Annotated in this window: 25 protein-coding genes and 1 riboswitch; of the genes, 12 read left to right on the top strand and 13 right to left on the bottom strand. The window is 66.3% G+C overall.

What is annotated here, in order from left to right; genetic code table 11:
* Positions 1-2 precede the first annotated feature (2 nt).
* From I6F37_RS32180 to I6F37_RS32160, 5 genes are read right to left on the bottom strand one after another with little or no spacing between them, the layout of a single operon-like run.
* Complete coding sequence (locus tag I6F37_RS32180; protein ID WP_036005374.1) at positions 3-632, bottom strand: precorrin-8X methylmutase; 630 nt, start codon at positions 630-632, stop codon at positions 3-5.
* Positions 632-1,795, bottom strand: coding sequence for a precorrin-3B synthase (gene cobG / locus I6F37_RS32175; protein WP_225153725.1), 1,164 nt, complete (start codon positions 1,793-1,795; stop codon positions 632-634). Before cobG ends, I6F37_RS32180 begins: the two co-directional genes overlap by 1 nt.
* Complete coding sequence (gene cobN / locus I6F37_RS32170; RefSeq protein ID WP_225153722.1) at positions 1,792-5,040, bottom strand: cobaltochelatase subunit CobN; 3,249 nt, start codon at positions 5,038-5,040, stop codon at positions 1,792-1,794. The genes cobG and cobN overlap by 4 nt, the downstream gene beginning before the upstream one ends.
* Positions 5,040-6,089, bottom strand: coding sequence for a cobalamin biosynthesis protein CobW (cobW, locus tag I6F37_RS32165; RefSeq protein ID WP_225153720.1), 1,050 nt, complete (start codon positions 6,087-6,089; stop codon positions 5,040-5,042). The genes cobN and cobW overlap by 1 nt, the downstream gene beginning before the upstream one ends.
* Positions 6,086-6,460 (bottom strand): DUF1636 domain-containing protein, encoded by a 375-nt coding sequence (locus I6F37_RS32160; protein ID WP_036005458.1) that lies wholly within the window; start codon positions 6,458-6,460, stop codon positions 6,086-6,088. The genes cobW and I6F37_RS32160 overlap by 4 nt, the downstream gene beginning before the upstream one ends.
* 93 nt (positions 6,461-6,553) lie before the next feature.
* Positions 6,554-6,776: riboswitch (cobalamin riboswitch) on the bottom strand.
* A 40-nt stretch (positions 6,777-6,816) separates the two neighbouring features.
* Between I6F37_RS32160 and cobO the strand changes: the two genes are divergently transcribed.
* Entirely contained in the window at positions 6,817-7,452 is a 636-nt protein-coding gene (gene cobO / locus I6F37_RS32155) for a cob(I)yrinic acid a,c-diamide adenosyltransferase (RefSeq protein ID WP_036005397.1), read from the top strand.
* Positions 7,453-7,459: 7 nt separating this feature from the next.
* Positions 7,460-8,908, top strand: coding sequence for a cobyric acid synthase (locus I6F37_RS32150; protein WP_225111817.1), 1,449 nt, complete (start codon positions 7,460-7,462; stop codon positions 8,906-8,908).
* Here the strand turns inward: I6F37_RS32150 and cobD are convergent.
* Both cobD and cbiB read right to left on the bottom strand, forming a co-directional pair.
* Positions 8,897-9,862, bottom strand: a complete 966-nt coding sequence (gene cobD / locus I6F37_RS32145; RefSeq protein ID WP_074448202.1) for a threonine-phosphate decarboxylase CobD — start codon at positions 9,860-9,862, stop codon at positions 8,897-8,899. The two genes, I6F37_RS32150 and cobD, sit on opposite strands and share 12 nt — an antisense overlap.
* A gap of 11 nt (positions 9,863-9,873) precedes the next feature.
* Positions 9,874-10,815 (bottom strand): adenosylcobinamide-phosphate synthase CbiB, encoded by a 942-nt coding sequence (gene cbiB / locus I6F37_RS32140; RefSeq protein WP_036023485.1) that lies wholly within the window; start codon positions 10,813-10,815, stop codon positions 9,874-9,876.
* Positions 10,816-10,935: 120 nt separating this feature from the next.
* On the opposite strand from cbiB, the gene cobU reads away from it, so the two are divergent.
* From cobU to I6F37_RS32115, 5 genes are all read left to right on the top strand, one after another.
* Positions 10,936-11,439, top strand: coding sequence for a bifunctional adenosylcobinamide kinase/adenosylcobinamide-phosphate guanylyltransferase (gene cobU, locus I6F37_RS32135; protein ID WP_036023498.1), 504 nt, complete (start codon positions 10,936-10,938; stop codon positions 11,437-11,439).
* Positions 11,436-12,218, top strand: coding sequence for an adenosylcobinamide-GDP ribazoletransferase (gene cobS / locus I6F37_RS32130; protein WP_036023483.1), 783 nt, complete (start codon positions 11,436-11,438; stop codon positions 12,216-12,218). The genes cobU and cobS overlap by 4 nt, the downstream gene beginning before the upstream one ends.
* Positions 12,219-12,222: 4 nt before the next feature.
* Complete coding sequence (bluB, locus tag I6F37_RS32125) at positions 12,223-12,855, top strand: 5,6-dimethylbenzimidazole synthase (RefSeq protein WP_036034966.1); 633 nt, start codon at positions 12,223-12,225, stop codon at positions 12,853-12,855.
* A gap of 128 nt (positions 12,856-12,983) precedes the next feature.
* Positions 12,984-14,018, top strand: coding sequence for an ABC transporter substrate-binding protein (locus tag I6F37_RS32120; RefSeq protein WP_036023477.1), 1,035 nt, complete (start codon positions 12,984-12,986; stop codon positions 14,016-14,018).
* Positions 14,015-16,708, top strand: a complete 2,694-nt coding sequence (locus I6F37_RS32115; protein WP_225111816.1) for a hybrid sensor histidine kinase/response regulator — start codon at positions 14,015-14,017, stop codon at positions 16,706-16,708. Before I6F37_RS32120 ends, I6F37_RS32115 begins: the two co-directional genes overlap by 4 nt.
* A gap of 188 nt (positions 16,709-16,896) precedes the next feature.
* On the opposite strand, the gene I6F37_RS32110 is transcribed toward I6F37_RS32115, so the two are convergent.
* Positions 16,897-17,424: a DUF3224 domain-containing protein gene (locus tag I6F37_RS32110; RefSeq protein WP_225153718.1), complete on the bottom strand. Its 528-nt coding sequence runs from the start codon at positions 17,422-17,424 to the stop codon at positions 16,897-16,899.
* A 358-nt stretch (positions 17,425-17,782) separates the two neighbouring features.
* On the bottom strand, positions 17,783-18,712 hold the full coding sequence (locus tag I6F37_RS32105) for a LysR family transcriptional regulator (RefSeq protein ID WP_225111814.1): 930 nt from the start codon (positions 18,710-18,712) through the stop codon (positions 17,783-17,785).
* A 128-nt stretch (positions 18,713-18,840) separates the two neighbouring features.
* On the opposite strand from I6F37_RS32105, the gene I6F37_RS32100 reads away from it, so the two are divergent.
* A complete protein-coding gene (locus tag I6F37_RS32100; protein WP_036005435.1) occupies positions 18,841-19,779 on the top strand; it encodes a ring-cleaving dioxygenase in 939 nt (312 codons plus the stop codon).
* On the top strand, positions 19,776-20,402 hold the full coding sequence (locus I6F37_RS32095) for an alpha/beta hydrolase (RefSeq protein WP_036005438.1): 627 nt from the start codon (positions 19,776-19,778) through the stop codon (positions 20,400-20,402). The genes I6F37_RS32100 and I6F37_RS32095 overlap by 4 nt, the downstream gene beginning before the upstream one ends.
* 40 nt (positions 20,403-20,442) lie before the next feature.
* On the opposite strand, the gene I6F37_RS32090 is transcribed toward I6F37_RS32095, so the two are convergent.
* On the bottom strand, positions 20,443-21,417 hold the full coding sequence (locus I6F37_RS32090; RefSeq protein WP_036005440.1) for a magnesium transporter CorA family protein: 975 nt from the start codon (positions 21,415-21,417) through the stop codon (positions 20,443-20,445).
* A gap of 84 nt (positions 21,418-21,501) precedes the next feature.
* Here I6F37_RS32090 and I6F37_RS32085 point away from each other — a divergent pair, with 84 nt between their 5' ends.
* Positions 21,502-22,521 carry an arginase family protein gene (locus tag I6F37_RS32085; RefSeq protein ID WP_225153716.1) on the top strand — a complete coding sequence of 340 codons (1,020 nt, stop codon included), beginning with the start codon at positions 21,502-21,504 and terminating at the stop codon, positions 22,519-22,521.
* 232 nt (positions 22,522-22,753) lie between these two features.
* Positions 22,754-22,924, top strand: a complete 171-nt coding sequence (locus tag I6F37_RS32080; protein ID WP_036005446.1) for an RNA polymerase sigma factor region1.1 domain-containing protein — start codon at positions 22,754-22,756, stop codon at positions 22,922-22,924.
* Between the two features lie 31 nt (positions 22,925-22,955).
* Here I6F37_RS32080 and I6F37_RS32075 read toward each other — a convergent pair whose 3' ends face one another.
* The 3 genes from I6F37_RS32075 to styA form a co-directional block, all read right to left on the bottom strand.
* Positions 22,956-23,483: a flavin reductase family protein gene (locus I6F37_RS32075; protein WP_225149798.1), complete on the bottom strand. Its 528-nt coding sequence runs from the start codon at positions 23,481-23,483 to the stop codon at positions 22,956-22,958.
* Complete coding sequence (locus tag I6F37_RS32070; RefSeq protein ID WP_057030019.1) at positions 23,483-23,785, bottom strand: EthD family reductase; 303 nt, start codon at positions 23,783-23,785, stop codon at positions 23,483-23,485. The genes I6F37_RS32075 and I6F37_RS32070 overlap by 1 nt, the downstream gene beginning before the upstream one ends.
* A 70-nt stretch (positions 23,786-23,855) precedes the next feature.
* Entirely contained in the window at positions 23,856-25,106 is a 1,251-nt protein-coding gene (gene styA, locus I6F37_RS32065) for a styrene monooxygenase subunit StyA (protein WP_225153714.1), read from the bottom strand.
* Between the two features lie 92 nt (positions 25,107-25,198).
* On the opposite strand from styA, the gene I6F37_RS32060 reads away from it, so the two are divergent.
* The gene (locus I6F37_RS32060) at positions 25,199-26,155 is read left to right on the top strand and encodes a LysR family transcriptional regulator (protein WP_225153712.1); all 957 of its coding nucleotides are present in this window, start codon (positions 25,199-25,201) and stop codon (positions 26,153-26,155) included.
* Positions 26,156-26,543 lie beyond the last annotated feature (388 nt).

The following is a 26,543-nucleotide window of genomic DNA, read 5'->3' as shown; positions in this document are numbered from 1 at the left end:
GGCTATTCGCTCCGGCTTGCCAGCGCGTTCACAGCAGCAACCGTGATGGCGGAGCCGCCGAGGCGGCCTTCGACGGTGAGCGCCGGTGCCGGCGGATCGGCCATCAGCGCGGCCTTGGATTCGGCCGCGCCGACGAAGCCGACCGGACAGCCGATGATCGCAGCCGGCCGCGGGCAGTCGCGATCCTCCAGCATGTTGAGCAGATGAAACAGCGCGGTCGGTGCATTGCCGATCGCGATGATCGCGCCATCAAGATGCGGCCGCCACAGCTCCAGGGCCGCGGCCGAGCGCGTGTTGCGCATGGACTGCGCCAGCGCGGGCACGGCGGGATCGCCGAGCGTGCAGATCACGGCATTGGCCGCGGGCAGTCTTGCCCGCGTAATGCCTTCGGACACCATGCGCGCGTCGCACAGGATCGGCGCCCCCTTCTGCAAGGCCGCGCGCGCGGCAATCGCCATATCAGGGGTGAAGCGGATATGCGCCTCGAGGCCAACCATCCCGGCGGCATGGATCATCCGCACCACCACCTGCTCCTCGTCCGACGTGAAGCGCGCGAGATCGGCCTCGGCCCGGATGGTGGCAAAGGATTGCCGGTAGATCACAGCGCCGTCGGTCTCGTAGGTGTGCGGCATCAGTTCCCTCCGACCAGGATGGAGGGATCGCTGACGATGTCGGCGCCGTTCAGCCCGCGCAGGACCGGCGCGTCGCGGGTCGAGCCGTCGCGGACGAGATCGAACCCGGCGCGCGTCGCAATCAGGGTAACCGCAGCCGCGCCGGAATGGGCGCAGCCCTTGCCGCAGCCGGAGACGTGGAGTCGCGCGTCGGCGGGGATGCGCGGCGCCAGCGCCGCGGCCAGCGCGCGCGTATCGGCATGGCCTTCGCGGCAACGCGGCGCGCCGCTGCAGGCGATGACGCGCAGCGCCGGATCATGGGGCCTGGTGATGAGCCCCGCCGCGCTCGGCATCTCGCGCTTGCCCTCGCTCAGCACCATCCGCCAGGGCGTCATGCGCAGCGCATGGCCGCAAGCAGAGAATTGATGCAGCGTCGCGTGCAGCATCTGCCCGAACGCCACCCCGACCATTGCGCCTTGCGGATAGTGCCCGGGACGCACCGCGGCCATCACCGGCGCAGGCTCGGTCTCGCCGCGCAAGGATTGAGGCAACACGGCGCCGGATGCGATGTGGGCTGCCATGCGCCCTCGCCCGCCGTTTGCACCGCCGGAGATGATGAACCAGCTTGCGAGCGCCAGCGCCGCGCTCACGGCCTGTCCGCGTTCAACGGAACGACCGAGCTTGGCGCCATCGGCCCGCACCAGGAGACCGCCCGAGCGGTCGCGCTCGATGCGGATGTCGGCGGAATCGCCAGCGAGAACACGCGACCGCCCGTCATCGATGGCGAAGCCGAACTTGGTGGGAAGCGCCAGGCCGGAATTGGCAAGCGCCTCCTCGAGCTCGGCGGCGAGCGACTGCGTTTCGTCGCCGCTGCCCCAGAACGGCGTCACCAGGATGTTGCGCCTGGCTTCGATGTCGGCGTCGGGATCGAGCAGCTGGAGCTGCGCAAGACCATCGAGCAGCGGCCGATGGCCGTCCTCCTGGACGCCCCTGATCTGCAGATTGGCCCGGCTCGTGACGTCGATCAGACTGTTGCCGAAGCGCTCGGCGAGTTCCGCAAGCCCGGAGATTTGTGGTGCTTCAAGGCGTCCCCCGAACGGACGCACGCGCACCACGAGCCCGTCGCCCGATTGCATCGGGCGCAGCGCGCCGGGACACCAACCCTTGACCGTGGTCGCGCTCATGAGGCCTCCCGCAGCGCTGCCGCAATCGAATTGCGACGTGTTCGCCAGAGCGAGCCCTCGTGCAGGCGCGTGAAGCAGGTTTCCATTGCGGCGAGTGCGGACGGATTTTCGCGCGCCATGAAGGCGCGGACGTCGTCGTTGCCGAGTGTCGCGTCGTAATAGAGGTCGAACAGATGCGGCGGCACGGCGCCGGCGAGATACGCAAAGGCGGCCATGTGCTCCAGCGTCGCGGTGATCTCGGCGGCGCCGCGGAAACCGTGGCGCATCATGCCGGCGATCCAGGCCGGATTGGCCGCGCGGGCACGAACGACGCGCGAGATCTCTTCCGTCAGCGTGCGCGCATGCGGCTCGCCGGGCCGCGTCGCATCGAGGTGATAGAGCGACGGCACGCCTGCCCCGAGGTGCGCGGCTGCCGCGGCGATGCCTGCCTCATGCGCGGCATAGTCGGCGGCGAGCAGCAGATCGGTTTCGGGCAAGTCCTGGACATGGACAAAAGCATCGGCGGACGCGAGACGCTGTTCGATACCAGCGCGATCGGGCTGCATCGCGCCATCGGCCGAAAACGCCCACGACGATGCCGACAGCCAGGCTTCGCCCGCGGCCTCGCGCGTCTCCGGCGTGAAGGCATCCGGGATCGCCAACAGGCCGACGCCGTATTGTCCCGGCCGCGGCGCGAACACGCGGGACGCACGCTGGCGATAGGGATTCTCATCGCCCTCGTCCTCGCGCGCGGCGAGCGCCTCGGCGGCGGCTTCGAACAATTGCGCGAGCCCTGCGAAGACATCGCGGAACAGGCCGGATACGCGCAGCGTGACGTCGATGCGCGGACGGCCGAGCTCGGCCGGGGCGATGATGTCGTAACCGGTGACACGGCCGGAAGCGTGATCCCAGCGCGGCGCGAGGCCGGCCAGATGCAACGCCATCGCGAACTCTTCGCCTGCGGTGCGCATCGTCGCCGAGCCCCAGAGATCCACCACGAGGCCCTTCGGCCAGTCGCCGTGATCCTGCAAGTGACGGCGCAGCAGCTCTTCGGCGAGTTTTATCCCCTGCGCATGCGCCGACGGTGTCGGCACCGCACGCGGGTCGACGGCGAAGAGATTGCGCCCGGTCGGCAGCACATCCTGACGTCCGCGATACGGGGAGCCCGACGGCCCCGGCGCGACGCGTTTGCCAGCGAGCGCGGAACGCAATGCATCGCGTTCCGCTTCGCCGCAGGCACCGCGGCCGAACACGTGCAGGCCATCGCCGAACTGGCTCTCCTTGAGGTCGCAGACGAAGCGGTCGATCCGCGGGATGGCTTCGGCCGGTGCGGCCATTGCATCGAGGCCGAGATCGTCTTCGAAGCCCGCCGCGCGCGCCTCGTCGCGGATCGACGCGATCAGGCGCTGGCGACGGGCGGGATCGAGACCGTCAGCGGTCGAATATTCGTCGAGCAGCCGTTCGAGCCGACGAAGCCCCTCCGGCACCGCGGATGTCTCAAGCGGCGGCGGCAGATGGCCGATCGTGACCGCGCCGATGCGCCGCTTGGCCTGCGCGGCCTCGCCGGGATCGTTGACGATGAAGGGATAAATGACGGGCAGGTCGCCGATCAGCGCTTCCGGCCAGCACACTTGCGACAGCGCCACGGATTTTCCGGGCAGCCATTCCAGCGTGCCGTGCGCGCCCATGTGCACGGCGGCATCGCAGCCTTGCTGCCGGAGCCAGAGATAGAACGCGACATAGGCGTGGCGCGGCGTGCGGGCGAGATCGTGATAATCGGCATCGCGCGAGGCCGCATCGCCGCGCTCGGGCTGGACTGCGATGATCGACCGGCCGCATTGGATCGCAGCGAAGTAGAACGCGCCGTCGCGGCAGCTCGGATCGTTCTCCGGTGCGCCCCAGGCCTGCACGAGATCGTCCTGCAAGGATTGCGGCAGGCGCGCCAGCCCCGTGCGATATTCGGCGACGCTCCAGGTCAAGCTCTGCTTCAATAGTTTTGCGCCGAGCGCATCGACCGGCGCAACGTCGAAGCCGACCTCCGCGAGATCGGAGATCAACGCCTCGACCGACGCCAGCGCGTCGAGCCCGACGGCGTGCGCGATCTGATGCGGCCGGCCCGGATAGTTCGACAGCACGATCGCCAGCCGCTTCTCGCCGGCGGGCTTCTCCGCGAGGCGACGCCAAGCCGCGACGCGCGTGGCAACGGCGTTGACGCGCTCTTCGTCGGGCCTGTGCGCTAGATGCGCGAATTGCAGATCGGGATCGCGCTGACCGGCCGATTTGAAACTCACCACGCCTGCGAACAGGCGGCCGTCGACCTCCGGCAGCACGACATGCATCGCGAGATCGCCGGGCGACAGGCCACGCAGTGATTCCGCCCAATCCTCGCGCCGCGCCGTCGAGAGCGCGACCTGGAACACCGGACAGGACGCGGCATCGAACGGCGTCGTGCCGTCATCGCCAAGGGCCGAGAACGCCGTCGCATTGACGATCGCCGCCGCAGGATGTTGCGCCAGATGCGCGCGCAGCCAGTCGGCAACGCCCGGCGCCTTCAGCGAGGTGACGAACACACCGTAGGCGTCAAATCCCTTCTCGCGCAACGCGGCAATCAAGGCGTCGACCGGCCCGGTATCGGCGGCCGTGAGATAGGAGCGATAGAACGTCACGAGTGCGCGCGGCTTGCCCTCGCCGCCCGCCGGCGCGGCAATGACGCCGCGCGCGGGATCGTAGAATCCCATCTCGGGCACGGTCATCTCGCCGATGACCGGGCCGGCATAGAGGCCCGAGGCCAGCGCGAGCTGCGCGATCGCGGCTTGCGCGGCGACCGGGCCACCGGAGTCGCAGAGCACCTTGAGCCGCCGCAGCGTCGAGACCGGCAGGGTCGAGTACGCATCCAGCCGCGCGTCGTCGCGGCCGTCCGCCGGCAGCACGGCGAGCACGATGTTGCGCTCTTGCGCGAGTTGCTGGAGCGCCGCGAGCCCGTATGCCCAATAGGACTCCCCGCCGATCAGGCGCACCAATATGCCCCGCGCCTGCGACAGCGTCCGTTCGATATAGGTGTCGACCGACAGCGGATGACGCAGCTCCGCGAGATTGGCCAGCCGCAGCGACGGCAGGCTGCCCCGACCGCGGCGCCAGCCGGCCGCAAACGCGGCCAAATCGGAATCCGAATACGAGAGCACCACGAGATCGGCCGGGTCCTGGCCGATGTCTCTTGGCGTCGCGGTCTCCTCGAGACCGCGGCTCTCGCGGAAGACGACGTGCATCAGATGCCAGATCCTGAAAGACCAAGTCCTGCCTTGATGGCGGCCTCGTCGATATCGCCATGCTCGCCGATCACGACGAGCTTCGACTGTCTGAGACCCGCGCCCCATGGCTTGTCGAACTGATGGCGCACCCGCTCGCCGACCGCCTGCAACAACAGGCGCATCGGCTTGCCAGCGACCGCGATGTACCCCTTCGCCCGCAGCACGTTCTGCTCGCGCGCCAGTTTCTGGACCGATGCGACCAGCGCGTCGATGTCGGCGACCTCCGGAAGGTCAATCACGACCGAGGCAAAATCATCGTGCTCGTGCTCCTCCTCGCCGTCATGATGCGATGGCCGCGCGGCGAGATCATTCTCGGCGGCAGCGCCGAGGCCGAGAATGACGCGCGCATCGATCGCACCGTCGGTGACCGGCAGCATCGGCACGCGGCGCGGCATCTCGGCGGTGATCGCCGCTTTTGCGGCTTCGATTCCGGCTGCGCCCGCAAGATCGGCCTTGGTCAGCAGCACGATGTCGGCGCAGGCGATCTGGTCCTCGAACACTTCCGACAGCGGCGTTTCGTGATCGAGATTGTCGTCCGCCGCGCGCTGCGCTTCCACCGCAGCCGGATCCGGCGCGAAGCGGCCGGCGGCGACAGCCTCGGCATCGGCCAGCGCGATCACGCCGTCGACCGTGATGCGCGAGCGGATCTCCGGCCAGTCGAACGCCTTCAGCAGCGGCTTCGGCAGCGCCAGGCCCGAGGTCTCGATCAGGATGTGATCGGGCCGCACCGGCCGCGCCAGCAACCGCTCCATGGTCGGAATGAAATCGTCGGCGACGGTGCAGCAGATGCAGCCATTGGCGAGCTCGACGATGTTCTCCTCCGGGCAATTCGCATCGGCGCAGGACTTCAGGATCTCGCCGTCGACGCCCTCGCTGCCGAACTCGTTGACGAGCACCGCGAGCTTCTTGCCGCCGGCATTGCTGAGCAGATGCTGGATCAGCGTCGTCTTGCCGGAGCCCAGGAAACCCGTGACCACCGTAACCGGGACTTTTGCGAGCGAGTTCATTCAGCGGCCTCCGGCACGACGGTAACAGGGGGAATACGGGCAAGCGACTGCTTGCGGAAGATTTCGGGACGGCTGCGCCATGGCACGATGCCGTCGGGCGCCGCCGCGTAGGCCGCAGCACCTGCGACCACGTCCTGCGCATTCGCATCGGACAGGCGGCCATAGACATAGGACCAGCGGCCGGGCGCGCTGAGCGCGACCGAGCAGCCCTGGCTGCACGCCGACAGGCATTCGACGGGAACCACGCTGACGCCCTCGGGCACGCCGGCCTCGAGAATCGCGCCATGCAGGCGCTTGCCGGGCGTCGTCTCGCCCTCGCCAAGCGTCTGGCCGGCGCGGCAGGTGATGCAGACATGAAGTGTGACGGTCATCGCCTCTTCCAGATAACAGCGGGAGGCGATGAGGCGCACGGACCATTCTCCTGAAGGCCCGCTTCCCCGTCGCGGAACACCCCGTCCGCCGGTCCAAAACTCGTCCGCGCTGGCAGGTCTCCCGGCTTGCGGAGCAGGGTTTTGGCCCTTCGATCCCCGCCTTCCCGATCCCAAAAGGAATCAGTGGCTTCGGGCATCTCTCCGGTCACGGTCGCGGGGGCGGCTGCAGTTTGGACCCAAATCTTTGCGGATTCGGACCCTATCGCATTCCCTCTTCGCCTGTCATAGGACAGGAACCAACGCCAGGCCACCATTTGCCGGTGGCCGCCACTTGTCAAGCCGAAGGACCGGGACCGATGACGCCTGAACCGGAAACCCACACGACCGAGGAAACCGACGCCCGCCACGCCGCCAAAATGGCGAAGAAGAAGGCCGCTCGCGACAAGATCATGGCGACCAAGAGCGGCGAAAAGGGCCTGATCATCGTCCATACCGGCGCCGGCAAGGGCAAATCCTCCTCGGCTTTCGGCATGATCGTCCGCTGCGTCGCGCATGGCTTCCCTTGTGCGGTGGTGCAATTCATCAAGGGTGCCTGGGATACGGGCGAACGGCGCCTGCTCACCGACCATTTCGGCGAACTCTGTCAGTTCCATGCGATGGGCGAAGGCTTCACCTGGGAGACCCAAGACCGCACCCGCGACATCGCTGCCGCGCGCGCCGGCTGGGAGAAAGCCAAGGAGCTGATCCTCGACGAGCGGCTGCGCATGGTCGTGCTCGACGAGATCAACATCGCGCTGCGCTACGACTATCTCGACATCGCCGAAGTCGTCGAATTCCTGACGACGCAAAAGCCTGCGATGACGCATGTCGTGCTCACCGGTCGCAACGCCAAGGACGAGTTGGTCGAGATCGCCGATCTCGTCACCGAGATGACGCTCGTGAAGCATCCGTTCCGCTCCGGCATCAAGGCGCAGGCCGGCGTCGAGTTCTGAAGTCATCATGGCACGCGCGCTGATGATCCAGGGAGCCGGCTCGGACGTGGGCAAGTCGCTCATCGTCGCCGGCCTCGCGCGCGCCTTCGCGCGCCACGGTCTGCGGGTGCTGCCGTTCAAGCCGCAGAACATGTCGAACAATGCCGCGGTCACGGTCGACGGCGGCGAGATCGGCCGCGCCCAGGCGCTGCAGGCGCTCGCCGCCGGCGTCGAGCCGCACACCGACATGAACCCGGTGCTGCTCAAGCCCGAGACCGATGTCGGGGCGCAGGTCGTGGTCCACGGCAAGCGCATCGCGACCGCACGCGCGCGCGACTACGCGGCGATGAAACCGTCGCTGATGGGCGCGGTGCTGGAGAGTTTCGAACGGCTGAAGGAGCGCGCCGATCTGGTGCTGGTCGAAGGCGCCGGCAGCCCGGCCGAGGTGAATTTGCGCAAGTCCGACATCGCCAATATGGGCTTTGCCCGCAAGGCGAATGTGCCGGTCGTGCTGGTCGGCGACATCGACCGTGGCGGTGTCATCGCCCAGCTGGTCGGCATCAGGACGGTGATCGACCCCGACGATGCCGCGATGATCTCTGGCTTCGTCATCAACAAGTTCCGCGGCGATCCCACGCTGTTCGACGACGGCTACAGGCTGATCGAGCAAAAGACCGCATGGCGCGGCCTCGGCGTGCTGCCCTGGTTTCCGCGGGCCGGCGAGCTGCCGGCCGAAGACGCGCTCGGCCTGCGCGATGCGCGCAAGCCGGGCCAATGCAAGATCGCCTGCCTGGCGCTATCGCGCATCGCCAATTTCGACGATCTCGATCCGCTCAAGCTCGAGCCGGGTGTCGATCTCGTGATGGTGCGTCCGGGCGAAGCCATTCCCGGCGATGCCAGGCTCGTGATCATCCCTGGCTCAAAATCCACCCGCGGCGACCTCGCCTTCCTGCGCGCGCAGGGCTGGGACGTCGACCTGTTCGCGCATTACCGCAGGGGCGGCCATGTGCTCGGCCTCTGCGGCGGCTATCAGATGCTGGGACGCAGCGTCGCCGACCCCGAAGGCATCGAGGGGCCTGCGGGCGACACGCCGGGCCTCGGGCTTCTCGATATCGAGACGGTGATGAGCCCGCAAAAGACCCTCACGCGCGTTGCGGCCGTGCACGCGGCGACGGATCAGCCGATCCAGGCTTACGAGATCCACATCGGCCGCACCGACGGCCCGGATCGCGCCCGCCCCTTCGCAAAGCTCGACGGCGAGCCGGAAGGCGCGATCTCAAGGGATGGTCGTGTGCAGGGCAGCTATCTGCACGGCCTGTTCACGTCGGATGATTTCCGCAAGGCCTACCTCGCCAAACTCGACATTCCCGCAGGCGACGAGCCCTATCACGCCAGCGTCGAAAGCGCGCTCGAGGCGCTGGCCGATCACATCGAAAAGCATCTCGACGTCGAAGGCCTGCTCGCGCTAGCGCGCTAGGGCCTCGGCAAGGCGCGTCCATTCGGCTTCGCTGCCGGGGAGCCCGAGGCGCAGCCATGTCGGCTGTTGCGCGAACACGCGGGACCAGATGTGGCTGCGCGCGAGCCTCTCCTGCGCAGCCACCGCGTCGGCCGTTTCGTACAAGCGAAACAGCGGTGTGCCGCCGATGAGCCGCCAGCTTCGCGAATGCGCCATTGCATCGAGGCGAACACAGTCGCGCGCGAGCCGCGCCGACGTCGCCTCGGCCCAAGTCTGATCGCGCAAGGCACGACAGCCGATTTCGATCGCCGCGCCCGAAACAGGCCATGGACCCGACACGGCGGCAAGCTTGTCGATGTCGGCGGCATGACCGATGGCGAAGCCGAGCCGCAGGCCGGCCAAGCCATAAAACTTTCCGAACGACCGCAGGATCAACAGTCCCGGTCGATCCGCGTCGGGTGCAAGCGACAATTGCGGAATCGGGTCCGCAAAGCTCTCGTCTACGACGAGACGGCCGACGCGCGGCAACAGCGCGAGCAGATCCTTGCGCGAATGGCACCGCCCGTCGGGATTGTTGGGATTGACGACGATGGCGAGGTCCGCACCCGCCAGCGCATCGAGCTCGGCAACCTCCTGGACGTCCCGGCCGGCGGCCGACAGGACGCCGGCATATTCATTGTAGGTCGGCGCGAGGATACGCGCGCGCCCGGGCGCCGCGAGTTGCGGCAGCAATTGAATGGCGGCCTGAGCACCGCCCATCGCAACGATCGGTGCGCTCGTGCGGTAGCCGTGCCGCGCCGCCTGATGCAATGCCTCGATCTCGGCGCGTGATGGCAGCGCGCTCCACGCGCGCGCGCTCACCTCGCCCACGGGATACGGCAGCCGGTTGATCCCGGTCGACAGATCGATCCAATCCTCTGCGCGTCCGCCGAAACGCCGCTGGGCCTGGTCCAGATTTCCACCGTGCTCGCGCATGCCCCGTTGTTTCACGCGAAAGCCAGGATCGCAAGCAGGCCTGCGACCAGCAGCATGGCGCGGCGATAGACCGTCAGCGCCTCGACGATGTCGGCGGCGCGCGGATCGCGCGCGCCTTCGTTCAGCCAGGGCTCTTCGGTCGCGCTGCCGTGATAGATGCGGGGACCGCTGAGCCGCACACCGAGTCCGCCGGCCATGGCCGCTTCCGGCCAACCGGCATTGGGCGAGCGATGCCGGCGCGCATCGCGCGTCATGCAGGCCAATGATTCCGACCGCTGCGGTGCCAGCAGCACGAACAGGAATCCGGTCAGCCGCGCCGGGACGAAATTGGCGACGTCGTCGATGCGCGCTGCCGCCCAGCCGAAGGCTTCGTGGCGTTCGCTGCGATGGCCGATCATGGAGTCCAGCGTGTTGATCGCCTTGTAGCCGAGGATGCCGGGCAAGCCCAACAGTGCGCCCCAGAACACCGGCGCGACGATGCCGTCGGAGGCGTTTTCGGCAAGGCTCTCGATCGCCGCGCGCGCGATGCCGGCTTGATCGAGGCTTGCGGGATCGCGGCCGACGATGCGCGAGACCGCTTCGCGCGCGGCGGCGACGTCGCCGGCCAGCAAGGGCGTGGCCACGGCAGCGACATGATCGTGCAGCGAGCGCAGCGCGACCAATGGCCAGGCCAGGATGCCAATCAGCACGATCTGGATCCAGCCCGAAGGAAGCAGTGATTGCAGCGCCCAGCCGAGCGCCGCGGAGAGCGCGATCACCGCAAGCGCGCCGGCGACGCCCGCGGCTCGGCGCAACGCCGGCGGATCGGACGCGCGATTCAAGGCGGTGTCGATGCCGGCAATCAGCCCGCCCAGCCAGGTGACGGGATGCCCGATCCGCGCGAACAGCCACGCCGGCCAGCCCAGAAGGGCATCCACCGCCATCGCCACCACCATCGCGCCCGCAAAGTCCACATCCAGCTCCTGTCCCGCCCCTGTTGCGCAAGACGGCGGCCGAGCGCAAGCCCCTCGCTGCCTGATTTCGGCTTTGTCTTTGGCCGCGTTTGATGATTAGTGCTGCGGCAGGAGACCTTTATGGCCATCATCTTGATCACCGGCGGGGCGCGATCGGGCAAGAGCACCCGGGCGGAGGCGCGCGCGCGCAGCTTTGCCGGCCAGCCCGTCTACGTCGCGACGGCCGAGGCGCTCGACGGCGAAATGCAGGAACGCATCGCAAGACATCGCGCGCGGCGCGGAGCCGATTGGATCGAGCGCGAGGTGCCGCTCGATCTCGTGCCCGCGCTGCTCTCGACCGAAGGTGGCGGCGCGAGGCTGGTGGACTGCCTGACGCTGTGGCTCTCCAACCTGATGCATGCGGCGCGCGATTGGGAGCGAGAGGTGAGAGAGCTCGCCGACACGCTGCCCCGCCTCAACAGCCCCGTCGTGCTCGTCACCAACGAGGTCGGCCTCGGCATAGTGCCCGACAACGCGCTGGCGCGCAGCTTCCGCGATGCCGCCGGAATCATGAACCAGATCATTGCCGGTGTCGCCGACGAGGTCGAGTTCGTCGTCGCCGGCCTGCCGTTGAAGCTGAAATGATCCCGCGCGCCGAGCACCTCAAGGACATCCTCGCCGATCTTAAGATGGCGACATCGTTCGTGACGATCCTGCCGGTGGCATTCTCGAAGCCTGCGGGCGACGGCGCCGTTGCGCGGGCAATGTGGGCGCTGCCGGTCGCGGGACTGCTGGTCGGCCTCGCCGGCGCCCTCACTTACAAGATCGCCATTCGCTTCGGACTGACGCCGAGCCTTGCCGCCCTCCTCGTGCTAGCCACGACCGCCCTCATCACCGGCGCGCTGCACGAGGACGGACTTGCCGACACCGCGGACGGCCTCGGCGGCGGCCGCACGCGCGAGCGCAAGCTCGAGATCATGCGCGACAGCCGGATCGGGACCTATGGCGTCTGCGCCCTGATCCTATCGTTCGGCCTACGCTGGAGCGCGCTTGCGACGATCGCAAATCCATGGGCCGTCATGCTCGCGCTGTGCGCGGCGCACGTTGCTGCCCGTGCCGGCCTGCCGGCCTTCATGTCGCTAGTCCCGTCGGCGCGGCCTGATGGCCTCTCTGCCGGCGCCGGGGCGCCGCCCGGGCGCAGCGTGGCCATAGCCTTCGCGCTTGGAACGCTTGCGCTTGCCCTGACGTTGGGGCCGGGCAAGGCGCTGGTCGGCCTGATCCTGCTGTCACTGGCCGGCCTGCTGCTGGCGCGGCTTGCCATCCGCCAAATCGGGGGGCAGACCGGCGACATCCTCGGCGCGTTCGAGCAGACGGGCGAGATCCTGATCCTGCTGGTGGCGGCGTCCTTCCAAATGGGGCGATGACCTCATGGTCGAGTTCGACGATAGCTTCCGCCAGCACTTACGCGAGCTGTTCGTGTGGCGCCGCGACGTGCGCCGCTTCCGCAGCGATCCGCTGCCGGAGGGGGCGATCGATCGCCTGATCGAGACCGCCTGCCTCTCGCCTTCGGTCGGCCTCAGCCAGCCCTGGCGCTTCGTGATCGTCAATGATACTGCAACGCGCCGCGCCGTGGTCGAAGATTTCAGGACGTGCAATGCCGACGCGCTGAGCTGCTACTCCGGCGACCGCGCCGCACGCTATGCCACCTTGAAACTGTCCGGCCTCGAGCAGGCGCCCGGCCATCTTGCCGTGTTCGCCGACAAGGGCAGCGACATCGGCCACGGCCTCGGCCGCGCGACCATGCCTGAAACGACGGAATATTCCGTGGTCGCCGCCATCACCGCGATGTGGCTCGCCGCCCGCGCCGAGGGCATCGGCCTCGGCTGGGTGTCGATACTGAACCCTGCGCGCATGCACGCTGTTCTCGACGTGCCTGACAGCTGGAAGTTCATCGCCTATCTCTGCATCGGCTATCCCGAGATCGAGTGCGACCGGCCCGAGCTGGAGCAGGCGAAATGGGAGCAACGGCGCAGCGCGGACGCGTTCACGCTGCGGCGCTAGGCCGCCGGGCGCCGGGCGCCGGATCGAAAGCCTGCGAACGAACATTCACATGCGCCTTTCGCCGATTGTGGGCCCCCCGCTTTCGCGCTAAGCATCGAGCAAAGCAAGGCGATCGTGCAACTTAGTCCATGACGGGGCGATCTTTCGTTTCCTCGGCGGTCAATCGCCGCGGCTTCATTCGCCTCGCGACTGCGTCGGTCGCGGGATGGATCGCGCTCGGCGCAACCGACAATCGCATGCGGATCGTCGCCTCACTCACCGCATTGCCGCTCGACGACGAGCTGACCAGACGCGGCATGATCGACAGCGCAAGCTCTCGCCTGGGCAACCTCGTCGCCGGCTTGCGGCAGCGCGGCTGGGTCGAAGGCGTCAACTTCCGCCTCGAGCTCCGTTCCACCTTCGGCGCGCCGGACAGGTTGAAGATGGCCGTCCAGGAATTGCTCGACCTCCAACCGGACGTGATCCTGACGGGGTCGACGATCGAGACCGCCGCCGTCCTTGCCGCCACCAAGGCCATCCCGGTCGTGTTTGCGACCGCGAACGATCCGGTCGGCAACGGCTTCGTCGAAAGCCTCGCGCATCCCCGCGGCAACGCCACCGGCTTCACCAACAGCAGCGCCGAGATGGGCGGCAAGTGGCTCCAGCTGATCCGCGAGGCCGTGCCCGACGTCGCGCGGGTCGGCATCCTGTTCAACCCCGCGACCACCCCGCGCGGCGGACGCTTCTTCCTCGAATCGATCGAGCAGGAGGCTGCCGCATCCGGCGTCTCCGTGATCCCCGCGCCCGTCAACGCGCCCGCGGAGATCGACGACGCCGTCAAGCGCTTTTCCGAACTGCCCAAGGCGGCGATGGTGGCGCTGGTCGACAGCTTCCTCGTGGTCAACCGCAAGGCGGTGGTCGCGGCCGCCGCCAAATACCGCGTGCCCACGATCTATCCGTTCCATTACTTCATCGATGCCGGCGGGCTGATGAGCTACGGCCCAACGCTCGAGGTGCGCTCGGCCGATTACGTCGACCTGATCCTGCGCGGCACCAAGCCCGGCGACCTTCCAGTGCAATCGCCGCGCAAATACGAGCTGTTGATCAACCGCACGGTCGCCCGCTCGTTCGGCTTGACGATCCCGTTCACGCTGCTCGCGCGCGCCGACGAGATCCGCGAGTGAACGATCCCGGCGACCAGGAACCTTCGCGCACGCCTTCCGGCCGGCTGTTCAGGAAATATCTCTACTCGATCGTCGCCCTCGCCTTCGCCGCGCTCGCCATCAACACCAGCTTCGACGTCTGGTTCTCCTATCGCGAGCAGAAGCAGCTGCTGGCGGCGACCCAGCGCGAACAGGCCGCCTCCGCAGCGATTCAGATCGGCCAGTTCATCGGCCAGATCGAGAACCAGATCAGGTGGCTCGCGCGCCTGCCGCCGGAGCTGTCGACCCACGAGGACGAGCGGCTGAACGCCATCCGCCTCCTGCGCCTCTCGCCTGCGATCGCGGAGATCGCCCAGCTCAATTCGGAAGGCCGCGAGCAGCTGCGCGTATCGCGCCGGATCGCCGACAAGGTCGGCAGCAACGCCGATCTCTCCGCTTCAGCCGCCTTCCGCGGTGCCAATGACAGCCGGGCCTATTACGGTCCCGTCTATTTCTTCGGCGACACCGAGCCCTTCATGACGCTCGCCACGCGCGGCACCGGGCGCGCTCCCGATGTGATCGTCGCCGAGGTCAATCTGCGCTTCATCTGGGACCTCGTCACGGGAATCAGGGTCGGCAACACCGGCAAGGCCTATGTCGTCGACCGCATGGGCGTGTTGATCGCGCATCCCGATTTATGGCGGGCGCTCCAGCGCAGCGATCTCTCCGGCCATGCCGACGTCCGCGCCGCGCTCGACGGCATCGGGCCGCCTTCGGGCGGCCTCGTCAAGGAGGATCTCTCCGGCCAGCGCGTGCTGTCGACCTATGCGACCGTGCCCTCGCTCGGCTGGCTGGTGTTCGTCGAGCTGCCGCTTACCGAAGCCTACGCGCCGATCTATGCCTCGATCGGCCGCTCGACCTTCCTGCTCGTGATCCTGCTCGCCTGCGCGGTGCTGGTCTCGCTCATTCTCAGCCGGCGCATGACCGTGCCGATCCAGCTGCTGACCCAAGGAGCCAGGCGGATCGGCAGCGGCGACCTCAACTCGCGGCTCGCGATCAAGACCGGCGACGAGCTGGAGGCGCTCGGCGAGCAGTTCAACCGCATGGCGGCGCATTTGCGCGAATCCTACGCCACGCTCGAGCGCAAGGTGATCGAGCGCACCTCCGAGCTGGAGAAGGCCCGCGACCACGCGCTCGCCGAGCACGACGCCGCCGAGCGCGCGCGCCGCGCGGCGGTCGCGGCCAATGAGACCAAGTCGCGCTTCCTCGCCGTCGTCAGCCATGAGTTGCGCACGCCGCTCAACGGCGTCATGGGCGTGCTGCAACTCTTGGACGACGGCAGCCTCAGCGAGGCCCAGCGCCGCCATCTTGCCACCGCGGCGGCGTCGGGCGAAACGCTGATCGCGCTGGTCGATGCGGTGCTGGAATATGCGCGTCTCGAGGCCAGCACGGAAATGCTGGAGACGCGCGACTTCCGTCTCGACCAGTTGATCGAAGCCGCCGGCGACCTGATGCGTCCGCAAGCCCTCGACAAGGGCCTGAGCTTCGATCTCGCCTGCGATGACACGGTCGACACCGCCGCGCATGGCGATCCCGTCAGGCTCAACCGCATCCTGCTCAACCTGATCGGCAACGCGATCAAGTTCACCCCGAGCGGCGGCATCGGCGTGAGCGCGGCAACCGAGCGGCGCGGCGATCACCTCCTGCTGTGCATCATCGTGCGCGACACCGGCATCGGCATCGCGCCCGGGCTGCACGAGCGGATTTTCGAGGATTTCGTCCAGGCCGACGACAGCATCGCGCGTCGCTTCGGCGGCACCGGCCTCGGCCTTGCGATCGCGCGCCGTCTCACCCGCCTGATGCGCGGCGAGCTCAAGGTCGAGAGCGCGCCCGGCGCGGGCAGCACGTTCACGCTCGAAGTGCCGCTCGGGCTTGCCGGAAGCAGCGTGGCGCAAGGCGCGCTTGCGCCGCCGTCGCGGCAGCTCCGCGTGCTTCTGGTCGACGATGACCCCGTCAATTGCGAGGTCGGCGCAGCGATCCTGCACCGGCTCGGCCACCACACGACGATCGCCAGGAACGGCGCCGCAGCCGTCGAGCTCGCCCGCGATCAGGCCTTCGACGTCATCCTGATGGATCTGCACATGCCCGACATGGACGGCGTGGAGGCGGCCTTCCGGATCGGCGAGCTCGGACTTGCCAAGATGCCGCGCCTCATCGCCGTGACCGCCGACGTCTCCGGCCGCGCCCGCGATCGGCTTGCCGGCGCCGGCATCGCCAAGGTCGTCAGCAAGCCGATCCTGGTCAACGCGCTGCGCGAGGCGATCGAGGATGATCTGGTGGCCGAGCCGGCAGCCGCGCAACGCCCGGCGACCGAACTGATCGATCGGCCTTTCCTCGACGACCAGCGGGAGCTGCTGGGCGCCGCGCAAATCGACAAGCTCCACCATCTGCTCCAGCAGACGGGAGAACGATTGATCCACGACATCGCCGACGCCGCGGCGGCGGGCGATCACAAGCACCTCGCACGATCCGCGCATCAACTTGGCAGCGCGGCAAGTGCGCTCGGCCTCGTCCGCCTGTTCGAGCGCAGCCGCGACGTCGAGCTGGCGGCACCCGCGATGTCACCTGCCGAACTCGACAGTGCCGCACGCGAACTCGCCGAGATTCGACAGGCGTCGATGCAAGCGCTGAATGATCTGCTTGAACCTGCCGGACAGCAATCTGTCAGCTAGATTTGCGCAGGTCGGAGCTCCCAAGCGTTCTCTCCTGCGGCACCAGCGGCTGGCCAAGCGGAAAGATCAATCCCACGACTCCAGCCGGTTCTTCAGCAGGTCGCCCGGCCGGCGCTGTGTTTCCGGCCGGGGCAGCGCGCCCCCCAAGAGATCAACCACCTTCGTGCGGGACCTGTTAGCATTCGCTATCACGAGCCCGAAGTTTTAACGACCAGCTTTATGTTGAGCAGGTTGACACCCTTGAATGGGTTCGGCGCGCTTTCGATGGTTCCCGTACCCGTTGCATTCGCGTAGGCACCAGTGCCCGACAGAATCGTGTATTCGCCCGTCGATTTGCCGTCTTTGGCCGATCCGGTGTAGCGCGCCGTAATCGAGCCTTCCTCGAACGTGTAAGTGCTATAGCCGAAGAAGGGGCCAGACCCTTTGAGCTGGTCCGAACTATTGATGAACTCTTTCACGCCGATACGGCCATCGCTGAAGACGGCCACTCCGAAGAATTTCCCGGACACGACCGTCTGTCCTTCAACGTTTGCGGCCTCTATGACCTTGAGGTCGAGCGGCTTGGTGACGAGCTTGAACTCGAGCACCCGCTCACCGGCTACGGCGGTTGACGCCGCGACGGCCAATGCCACACCAGAAAGGAAAAAGGTGAGAGACTTCCGCATAGCTTCCTCCTGCGCTTGTTGAAACCAAGTCGAGAAGTGCGGGCGACTCATCGAGCCAGGCTCTTCGCGGTGGCACGGAAGAGAGCCCTCGGCAACGCCCGACAGCGGCTGAACTCTCTCTGTCCTGAGGCGAAGTCGGGACGCGAATATGAGTCTCAAGCCACGGGAAGAAAGTTCAAGTCTCCGTTGCGATATAATCTTATCCAGCCACTGCGCGGGACTCTCAGCAGAGGCACAATCATCATGGCCTCTGCTGGTTGCCGGACTTCATCTTATCATTCGCGCAAGAGTAACTCCGAGGAATCACTGTCAACAACGCTGACAATGGGAGAACCCATGCCACTCACAATTTCAGCGGCAGAGTCCCTAGACTGGCGCTGCGAGCCGTTGCCCCGGCAGATTCGTGGCTTCACGACCCAGCCTCCGCACGTCTGCGCCCGCCAACTTCCTCATCCTCCCGCCCGAACCGCTCCACCAGAAAATCGATGAACAGCCGCACCTTCACCGACAGATGCCGCGTCGGCGGATAGACCGCATAGAGCGCTAGCGGCGGCGCGGAATAATCATCCAGCACTGTCCGCAACTCGCCTTTCCGCAACGCATCGGCCGCAATGAACTCCGGCAGCAGCGCGAGCCCCCTGCCCTTGACTGCGACGTCGCGCAGCACCTCGGCATTGTTGACGCAGAGCGACCATGCCGGCTGGATCCAGTGATCGCCGTCGCGGCCGGTGAGCTTCCATTGATTGCCCGTCAGCAGGAAGCCGTAGGTCAGCGAAGCATGCTCGCGCAAATCCTGCGGATGTTTTGGCGTGCCGTGCCGGGCGAGATAATCCGGCGACGCACAGATCATGCGCGCCACCGGCATGATCTTGCGCGCGATCAGGCTGGACGATTCCAGCTCCGCAATCCGCAAGGTCACGTCAAAGCCGTCCTGCACGGGATCGAGCAGATCGTCGCTGAGCACGATCTGGAGCTGCAGCTCCGGGAAGCGCGCCATGAAATCGGCGAGCACGGGCCCGAGGCGCATCGTGCCGAACGACATCGGCGCGTTGACGCGGAGCAGTCCCCGCGGCGCCGATTGCGCCTGCGTCACCGCCTGGTCCGCCGCCTCGATCTCCGAGAGGATCACGACCGCGCGCTCGAAATAGCGCTGGCCGTTCTCGGTCGGGCTGGCGTGCCTTGTGGTGCGGTTCAGAAGCTGGACCCCGAGGCTCTCCTCGAGGTCGGCGATGTATTTGCTGATCGCCGAGCGCGACAGCCGCAGCTGCCGGCCGGCCTCGGCAAAGCTGCCGCTTTCCACCACCTTCACGAAGGCCCGGAGGCTGCCGAGCTTATCCAAGGGATCGCCCCGTCGACTGTTTCCAAATCGTAGACATAGCCGTCATATTTGCATGGATTGTCTCCAATCTAAAGCGGAACGATATTTCCGGCCAGAGCAAGACCGCTCCCCGAACCTGGAGGACGACAATGTCTGGACTGCACCATGTCACCGCGATCGCCGGCGATCCCATCCGCAATTTCGGCTTCTACACGCGGGATCTCGGCCTGCGCTTCGTCAAGAAGACGGTCAATTTCGACGATCCCGGCACCTACCACTTCTATTACGGCGACGAGACCGGCCGCCCCGGCACCATCCTGACCTTCTTTCCGTGGGCCGGCGTCTCGGCCGGGCGCCGCGGCGTCGGCGAGACCCATCAGACCGCCTTCCGCGTTCCGCAGCGCTCGCTCGGCTACTGGACGCAGCGCTTCATCGAGAAGGGCATTCGGTACGAGGCGCTGGAGAAGCGCTTCGGCGAGTCCGTCCTGCCGTTCACCGATCCTGATGGCATGGCGCTCGCGCTAGTCGGCATTCCCGGCGCCGAGAATGAGCCGGGTTGGAGCAATGGCGACGTGCCGGCCGAGCATGCGATCCGCGGCTTCCACGGCGTGACCCTGCTGCTCGACAGCGCGGCGAAGACGGCTTCCATCCTCACCGACGTGTTCGGCTTCAAGGAGACCGGGCGCGAGGGCTCGGTGATCCGCTTCAAGGCACCCGGCGATGCCGAGGGCAGCGTCGTCGACATCTACGAGGCCAAGGGCTTCCTGCGGGGCCATCAGGGCGGCGGCTCGGTGCATCACATCGCCTTCCGTGCCGCCGACGATGCCGCACAGGGCCAGATGGCCGCGAAGCTCGTGAGCAATCACGGCCTGCACCCGACCGAGCAGCGCGACCGCAACTACTTCCGCTCGATCTACTTCCGCGAGCCTGGCGGCGTGCTGTTCGAGATCGCGACCGACATCCCCGGCTTCGCGGTCGACGAGCCCGTGGCGAGCCTCGGGCGCGAGCTGAAGCTGCCTGCTTTCCTCGAACCGCACCGCAAGCAGATCGAGGGCGTTCTGCCGAATCTGGAAGAGACCGCGTCATGACGGAGACTGCATTCATCCATCGCTTCGAGCCCGCAGGCGACGCGGGCTCTCCACCTCTGCTGCTGCTGCACGGCACCGGCGGCGACGAGAACGACCTACTCGGCCTCGGCCAGATGATCTCGCCCGGCTCTGCCCTGCTTTCGCCGCGCGGCCGCGTGCTCGAGCACGGCATGCCGCGCTTCTTCCGCCGTCTCGCCGAAGGCGTGTTCGACGAGGAGGACGTGCGCCGTCGCGCGCACGAGCTGGGCGAGTTCGTCACAGAGGCGCGGCAACGCTACGGCCTCGCCGCGCCGATCGCAGTCGGATTCTCCAACGGCGCCAACATCGCGGCCGCGCTGTTGCTGCTGCAGCCGGACGTGCTGGCCGGCGCGATCCTGCTGCGCGCGATGGTGCCGTTGTCGGATCCGCCCAAGGCTGCGCTCGGCGGCAAGCCGGTGCTGCTGCTCTCCGGGCAGGCTGATCCAATCGTGCCGGCGAGCAATTCGGCACGGCTCGCCGCACTGCTGTCGCAGGCAGGTGCGAGCGTCACCCACAAGGTGCTGCCGGCAGGCCATCAATTGTCGCAAGCTGACGTGACGCTCGCCCGCGACTGGATCAGCAAGGCGGACGCCAAGGCCGCATGATCGAGCAGCGGCGCATCGTTTGAACGATGCGCCGCTGCCATCACTCGAACCAGCCGCGCCGCTTGAACCAGATCAGCGGCAACAGGCCGCTGGCGATGATTGCGAGCCAGGCCAGCGGATAGCCGAAGCTCCAGTCCAATTCGGGCATGTGCTTGAAGTTCATGCCCCAGACGCCGACCATGATGGTTGGCGGCACGCCGACGACTGAGACGATCGTCAGGATCTTGAACAGCTCGTTCTGCTGGATGTTGATGAAGCCGAGCACGGCATCGAGCAGCAGCTGGATCTTGTCCGACAATCGCGTCTCGTAATCGCTGAGCGAGACGACGTCCTTGGACACGGCTTCCAGACGCTTCTTCGAGGATGCCGTGATCCACTCGCTGCCGACGTCGCCGGCAAACGCGGCAACGCGGCCCACCCCGAGCAGGACATCGCGCGCCTTGGCGAGCCGGTCGGCCAGCTCGCCGACAGTCTCCAGGGCCTCCCGCATCCTGCGGCTGGAGCGCACCGGGCGCTGGGTGCGCACCAGGCCGCCCCTAAAGACACCCCGCGAAAGCTGATCGACCTTGCCGCCGAGATGCTCCAGGACATCGGCGCCGCGATCGATCATGGCCTCGAGCAGGCTGACGAACACGCACATGCCGTTCTCCAGGCTGTCATCGGAGCCGATGCGCTTGCCGATGTCGTCGAAGATCGGCAGCTCTGCGAAGCGCACCGTCACCAGCACATGCGGACCGATGACGAAGCCCACCGGCGTGATCTCGGCCTCGTCGGCCTCGGTGACCCGGACCGCGGGCGAACTGAGATAGAGCGTGCCGTGGTCGAAGATCAGGCGGCTCGACGCCTCGATCTCGCTGAGCGAGTCTTCCGAGGGAATGCGGATGCCGAGCAGCCGCTCGACGAACTGCTTTTCCTCGTCGGTACCGTTTAGAAGATCGGCCCAGATGACCTCCGTGGGCATTTCCGCGCCGATGCCGTGCCAGTCGTCGGACGGCCACCTGTAAAGTCTGAGCAAGAACCGAACTCCGTGGCCGCATCGTCATGCCGGATGGCGCCGCCGACTAACGCATGAGAGTTCCAGACGTTCAAGACCCTCCAAGTGACAGCGGCATTCCAGGGGACATCGAGATACCGACCGGAACACGGTCGAGCGATGCACGTTGACGGACGCGCGGGTGATCCATGGATACGCGTAGTGCATCCCGACATGACGACATTCCTAGGTGTTGAGGCCTGCGACCTGACCGCCCCACCGCCGGCGGCTGACGCGATCCTGTTCGGCGCGTCGGATGCCACCCCGTACCTCGCAGGTCAGACCAGCCATGCCGCAAGAGCGCCCGACTTCATCCGTCGCGCGCTGCGTCACTATGAGAGCGATCTCACCCGCTGGGATTTCGATCAGGACGCCGAGCTGCTCGATCCGAGCAAAATGAGGGTCTTGGACGGTGGAAACGTCCCGACCGACCCAATGACGCCGGAGAGCAACCGTGATGCCATCAGAGCAGCCACGCAGGCCGTCCTTTCGGTCGGCGCCGTTCCGATCCTCCTGGGCGGTGATGATTCCGTCCCCATTCCTTTCTTCGAGGCGTTCCAGGACTGCAAGGGACTGACAGTCGTGCAGATCGACGCCCACCTTGATTGGCGGGATCAGCGAAACGGATCGGGCTATACCTTCTCCAGCACGATGCGGCGCGCCAGCGAATTGCCCTGGGTCAAGCGCATCGTGCAGGTCGGCTTGCGCGGCATCGGCGGCTCCGGTCGCGCCGAATTCGACGATGCAAAGGCGTGGGGCGCGAAGATCTTCACGGCAAGACATGTCCAGCATCACGGGATCGCAAGCGTGCTCGACGCGATCGAGGATGACGGCGAGTGCCTGATGACCATCGATTGCGACGGTCTCGATCCATCGGTCATCCCCGGCGTGCTCGTCCCACAGCCCGGCGGCCTGTCTTATTTCGACGTTATCGACCTCATACGGGGTGTCGCGGCAAAGTCCAGAATAGTGGGCCTGGACATCGTCGAATTCGTTCCCGAGCGCGATGTGCAGAATCTTGGAGCGATTGCGGTCGCGCGGATCATCTGCAATGCGCTGGGTTGCATTGGTCGGCGGAAGGTATAGCTGCTACCGCATATGAATCGTGGCGGCGACCGGTGCGCACGCCTCGTCCTTCGAGGCGGCGCTAACGCGCCTCCTCAGGATGAGGCTCATCAGCATCAGTGCCCGTTGAAACTGCCGCCACGCATTCGATCCTCATCCTGAGGAGCCCGCCCAAAGCGGGCGTCTCGAAGGATGGCCGCAGCGAAAGCCCTCAAATGCGATAACCCAGTAGGGCGACCGAAAAGGTGAGAACATGCTAGTGCCGGACATCATACGACGAGCCATCGAAATTGGCGAACGGAGCGGCAAGATCACATTCGATCAGTTGAATCAGATTTGTGAAGGCCGTGTACTGAGCCCCGAAGACATCGACCGCATTCTGAGCGCTGTGAGCGAGGCTGGAATTCGGATTGAAGAAGACTGACGCTTTGGCTCCTGGCGCAACAACAGAGGTCTCAAGTCCACCATCCGTCACCGGGATAGGCAACGTTATCCGCGGAAGAGATTTCTATCCCCATGCCCCTTCGAAGACGGCTGGCGTAGAATGCGAGAGGCGTTCCCTCATTGTGCCGGCACCAGCGCACCTCGCCGATGAAGAGCGTGTGGTCGGCGATATCGATCGATTGGACCACCTCGCAGGCGAACTGCGCGATCGCCTGCGGGAGCACGAAAAATCCTTGGCGAGCGACGAGCGGCGGAGCGTCGCGCAACAAGGGCCTTCCGGCAAAGTGCGCGCAGATCGCGGCGTCTTCCGCATGCAGGACATTGACCGAATAGACGCCGGACCTGGCCACAGCCTGCCACGTCCGCCCGTGCATGAGAGAGACAAGCACCGTCGGCGGGTTTGCCGAAACGGTCGTGAAGCTGTTGGCGGTCATGCCGAGCGGCGCGCCATCCTCATCGACGGTCGCGACGACGGTAATGCCCGTCGCGAACCGCGATGCGGCTGCCCGAAAACCGGCCGGTTCGGCATGATGGCCCATTACGCGCCTTCGATCTTGAAATGGCAGAGTGTCGCCCCCTTGGGCGAATAGTTTGGCACGTCGGCTGCGACCTTCCGGCCGATCTCCGAACCGAGCGCCGCGTCCATCGCAGCCGCATCGGAGAAGAATGCCTGGAAGATGCAGAACGGCGCCTCCCCCGGTCCGAGTCGTTGGGGGAAAGCGTAATGATGACGCACCAGACCAGGGAGCGTCGCTGCCAGGGGGGCATGCTTGTCGACGTAGTAGGCCCTGAAGGCCGATGGATCGTCGGGCGTCGGGTAAAGAACGGTCAGGCAATGCATTGGTGTTCCCTCTCAGACATGGTTCAGCATCCGCCAAGGAGCGGAACTGAGTCCGTACGGCGGTTCGTCGTCAGGCGGCGATCCTGCCGCTTCTATCGATCCAGGCGTGGATGCGTTTGTCGCTCGCCAGACGATCCCACTGGCGCTCCGGATAATTGAAGTTCTCGGTGAACTCGTCGCAAAGCTCCCGGTCCTGCGACATGGCGAAGATCAGCCGGCCCATGGCTTCCGATGGCGGCTGCAACATCATGTTGGTCCAGCGGGCAGCGGCAAGCACGCGGTTCTCGCGCGCACGGTCGACGTCCTCGACGAAGCGCGCATCGAATGCCACCGCGTCGGCGATCGCCTTGCCGAGTTCGAAGGCCGCGTATGAAGCCATGTTGGCGCCCTGGCCCATCAAGGGATCGACGACGGAGTGAACGTCGCCCAAGGCAATGGCGAGCTTGTCGCCGTCGAAAGCTACCCAGGATTGCCGCACCGTCGGCACCACCGCGCCTTGCAGCAGGTCGAGCGGCTGGGCCAGCCCGAAGCGGTGCGTGTCGATGCGGTCGTAGGTGTGCGGATGATGCTTTTCCAGCTTGTCCAGAAGGGTCTGGCGGAATGCTGCCGGGTTGGGATCGTAGCTGAGCGAGACCAGGTCGGCCATGTCGCCGCCTGGAATGTTTTCCATCAACAGCGCCGTTTTCATCCCGCCGAAGCTCAGCGTGGGAATGACGATCATCTCGCCATGGCCGGGCGAGACGGACAGGGTGACGCCGCGCGGATCGTCGCCATCGGGGCTGCCGTGATCGACGCCGTCATACAGGCCGACGCAAAGCAGGCGCTGCGGCCGCGTGTACGGAGAGAGTTCGGGCCGGTGAGCGAACATGCGGCTGAGGGCTCCCTTGCCCGTGGAGACGACGAGAAGGTCGAAGCGGGAGACCAGCGCGGGGATGTCGTCATCCTGAATGCTGGCATATTCGATGCGGCCGCCACGATCCTCGAAGTCCTTCATCAGGGCCGGCAGGTAGATCCGATAATCCACCGCGCGGCTCGGCCGCTGAAATGCTCCGCGGAACAGGAGCCCGCCGTCGGGGAAATTGAAGGAATGATCGTGGTGGTGATAGACCACTTGGGGATCATCCCAGTGGTTCACGCCAAGCTCGTTCTCGCGCGCGATGGTGACGCTGTGATGCGCGACGGTGTTCATCAGCCGTGTCGCCGCATACTGCTCCGGGGCGCGGTCCGTCAGCACGGTTGCCGCAATGCCCTGCTTCTGCAGGTAGAGCGCCAGATGCAGGCCGCCGATGCCGGCCCCGAGAATGCCGATCGATTTGCTCATTCGTGTCCTCCCCTGAACGCAGGAAGGCTAGACCGGACCAGCCATGCCGTATATGGAATGGTCAGAATAATATAAATTCCGGCGAGGAATGAATGGACCGGATCGAGGCGCTGCAGACCTTCATCCGGGTGATGGAGGCAGGGAGTTTCACCCAGGCCGCCGACGACCTCGGTTTGGGTCAGCCCGCGATCAGCAAGCGCATCGCGCTGCTGGAAGCCGAGTTTCGCTGCCGGCTGTTCGTGCGCACCACGCGCAAGCTGCGGCCGACCCCGGAAGCCGACCGCGTCTTGAAGTACGCCAAGGACATCGTCGCGCTGCTCGAGAGCGCCGGCGCGCCGACGCAGAGCCGGATCGGCAATCCGTCAGGGACGTTGCGCATGACGGTGCCGACGTCGTTCGGCCGCTTCTTCTTCCGTGAGATCTTCGCCGAATACACCCGCCGCTATCCTGATGTCCGGCTGGACGTCAGTTTTACCGAACAATTTGTCGACCTCATCGAAACCGGGACCGAGCTTGCGATACGGATCGGCAGCCTCAATTCGAGCTCGCTGGTGGCGCGGCGGGTGGGCACCATTAAACGCCTGCTGGTGGCGGCGCCCGCGCTGCTTGCGCGTCATCAGGTACCCTCGTTGCCGGATCATCTGCGCCGCATGCCCTGCGTCACCTACTCACGCCTGTCGCAGAAGAACCAGTGGACGTTCGAATCCGAAACCGGCCGTTACGTCGTCGACATCGCGCCGGCGATGACGTGCGACGATGCGGACGTGATGACGCTGGCTGCATCGGAGGGGATAGGCGTCGCCGTGCTGCCGAACTGGTGCACCGCCGAGCACATCGCGGCCGGCCGTCTCGTCCATGTGTTGCCCGACTTTCTCGTGCCGCCGCTGCCCATGCACATCGTCTATCCCGACCCGCAATGGATGTCACACCGGGCGCGACTGTTCCGCGATCTGATCATCGAGCGTGCGGACGTCTTTGCGCTCGCTGATCGCTTTCGAAACGCCGATCTCGCCCCTTCGGCAACCACGGAAACTGGTTCGTTCCGTTGAGTGTTCGGCGTCTGTAAAGGGTCACAACGCGAAGAACTCAGGTTGAGCAAACGCGGAAGTCGCGCTCATTCGATCAGCTCGTTGCGCAGATAAGTCCTTGGCTCAGACTTCATTTCGGCAGCCCGGGGCAATGTGCCGCACGCCGGTTGATGGAAACGCGGTTCGGGGATGAGAAAAAAGGAGCTTCCGATTTCGGCGCAGCGGAGTTGATACCGCACGGGATCACCACAGTGGTGCCCTGACCTTCCGCCGCCACTGTGGAGCCAAGTCGCTCGGGCGGGGGTCGCATGGTGGTCGGCACGAGACGGAAAGTTCCACTCCGGCGGCCTGCCTGTGACTGCGTCCGTATAGGCAAATCGCGGAGCGACGCTCCGACGTCGGCTTTCGG

The sequence above is a fragment of the Bradyrhizobium sp. NBAIM08 genome, assembly GCF_020193935.1.
Classification (GTDB): domain Bacteria; phylum Pseudomonadota; class Alphaproteobacteria; order Rhizobiales; family Xanthobacteraceae; genus Bradyrhizobium; species Bradyrhizobium yuanmingense.
The sequence above is the reverse complement of the archived record's forward strand: the minus strand, read 5'-3'. Positions and strand labels throughout refer to the sequence as shown.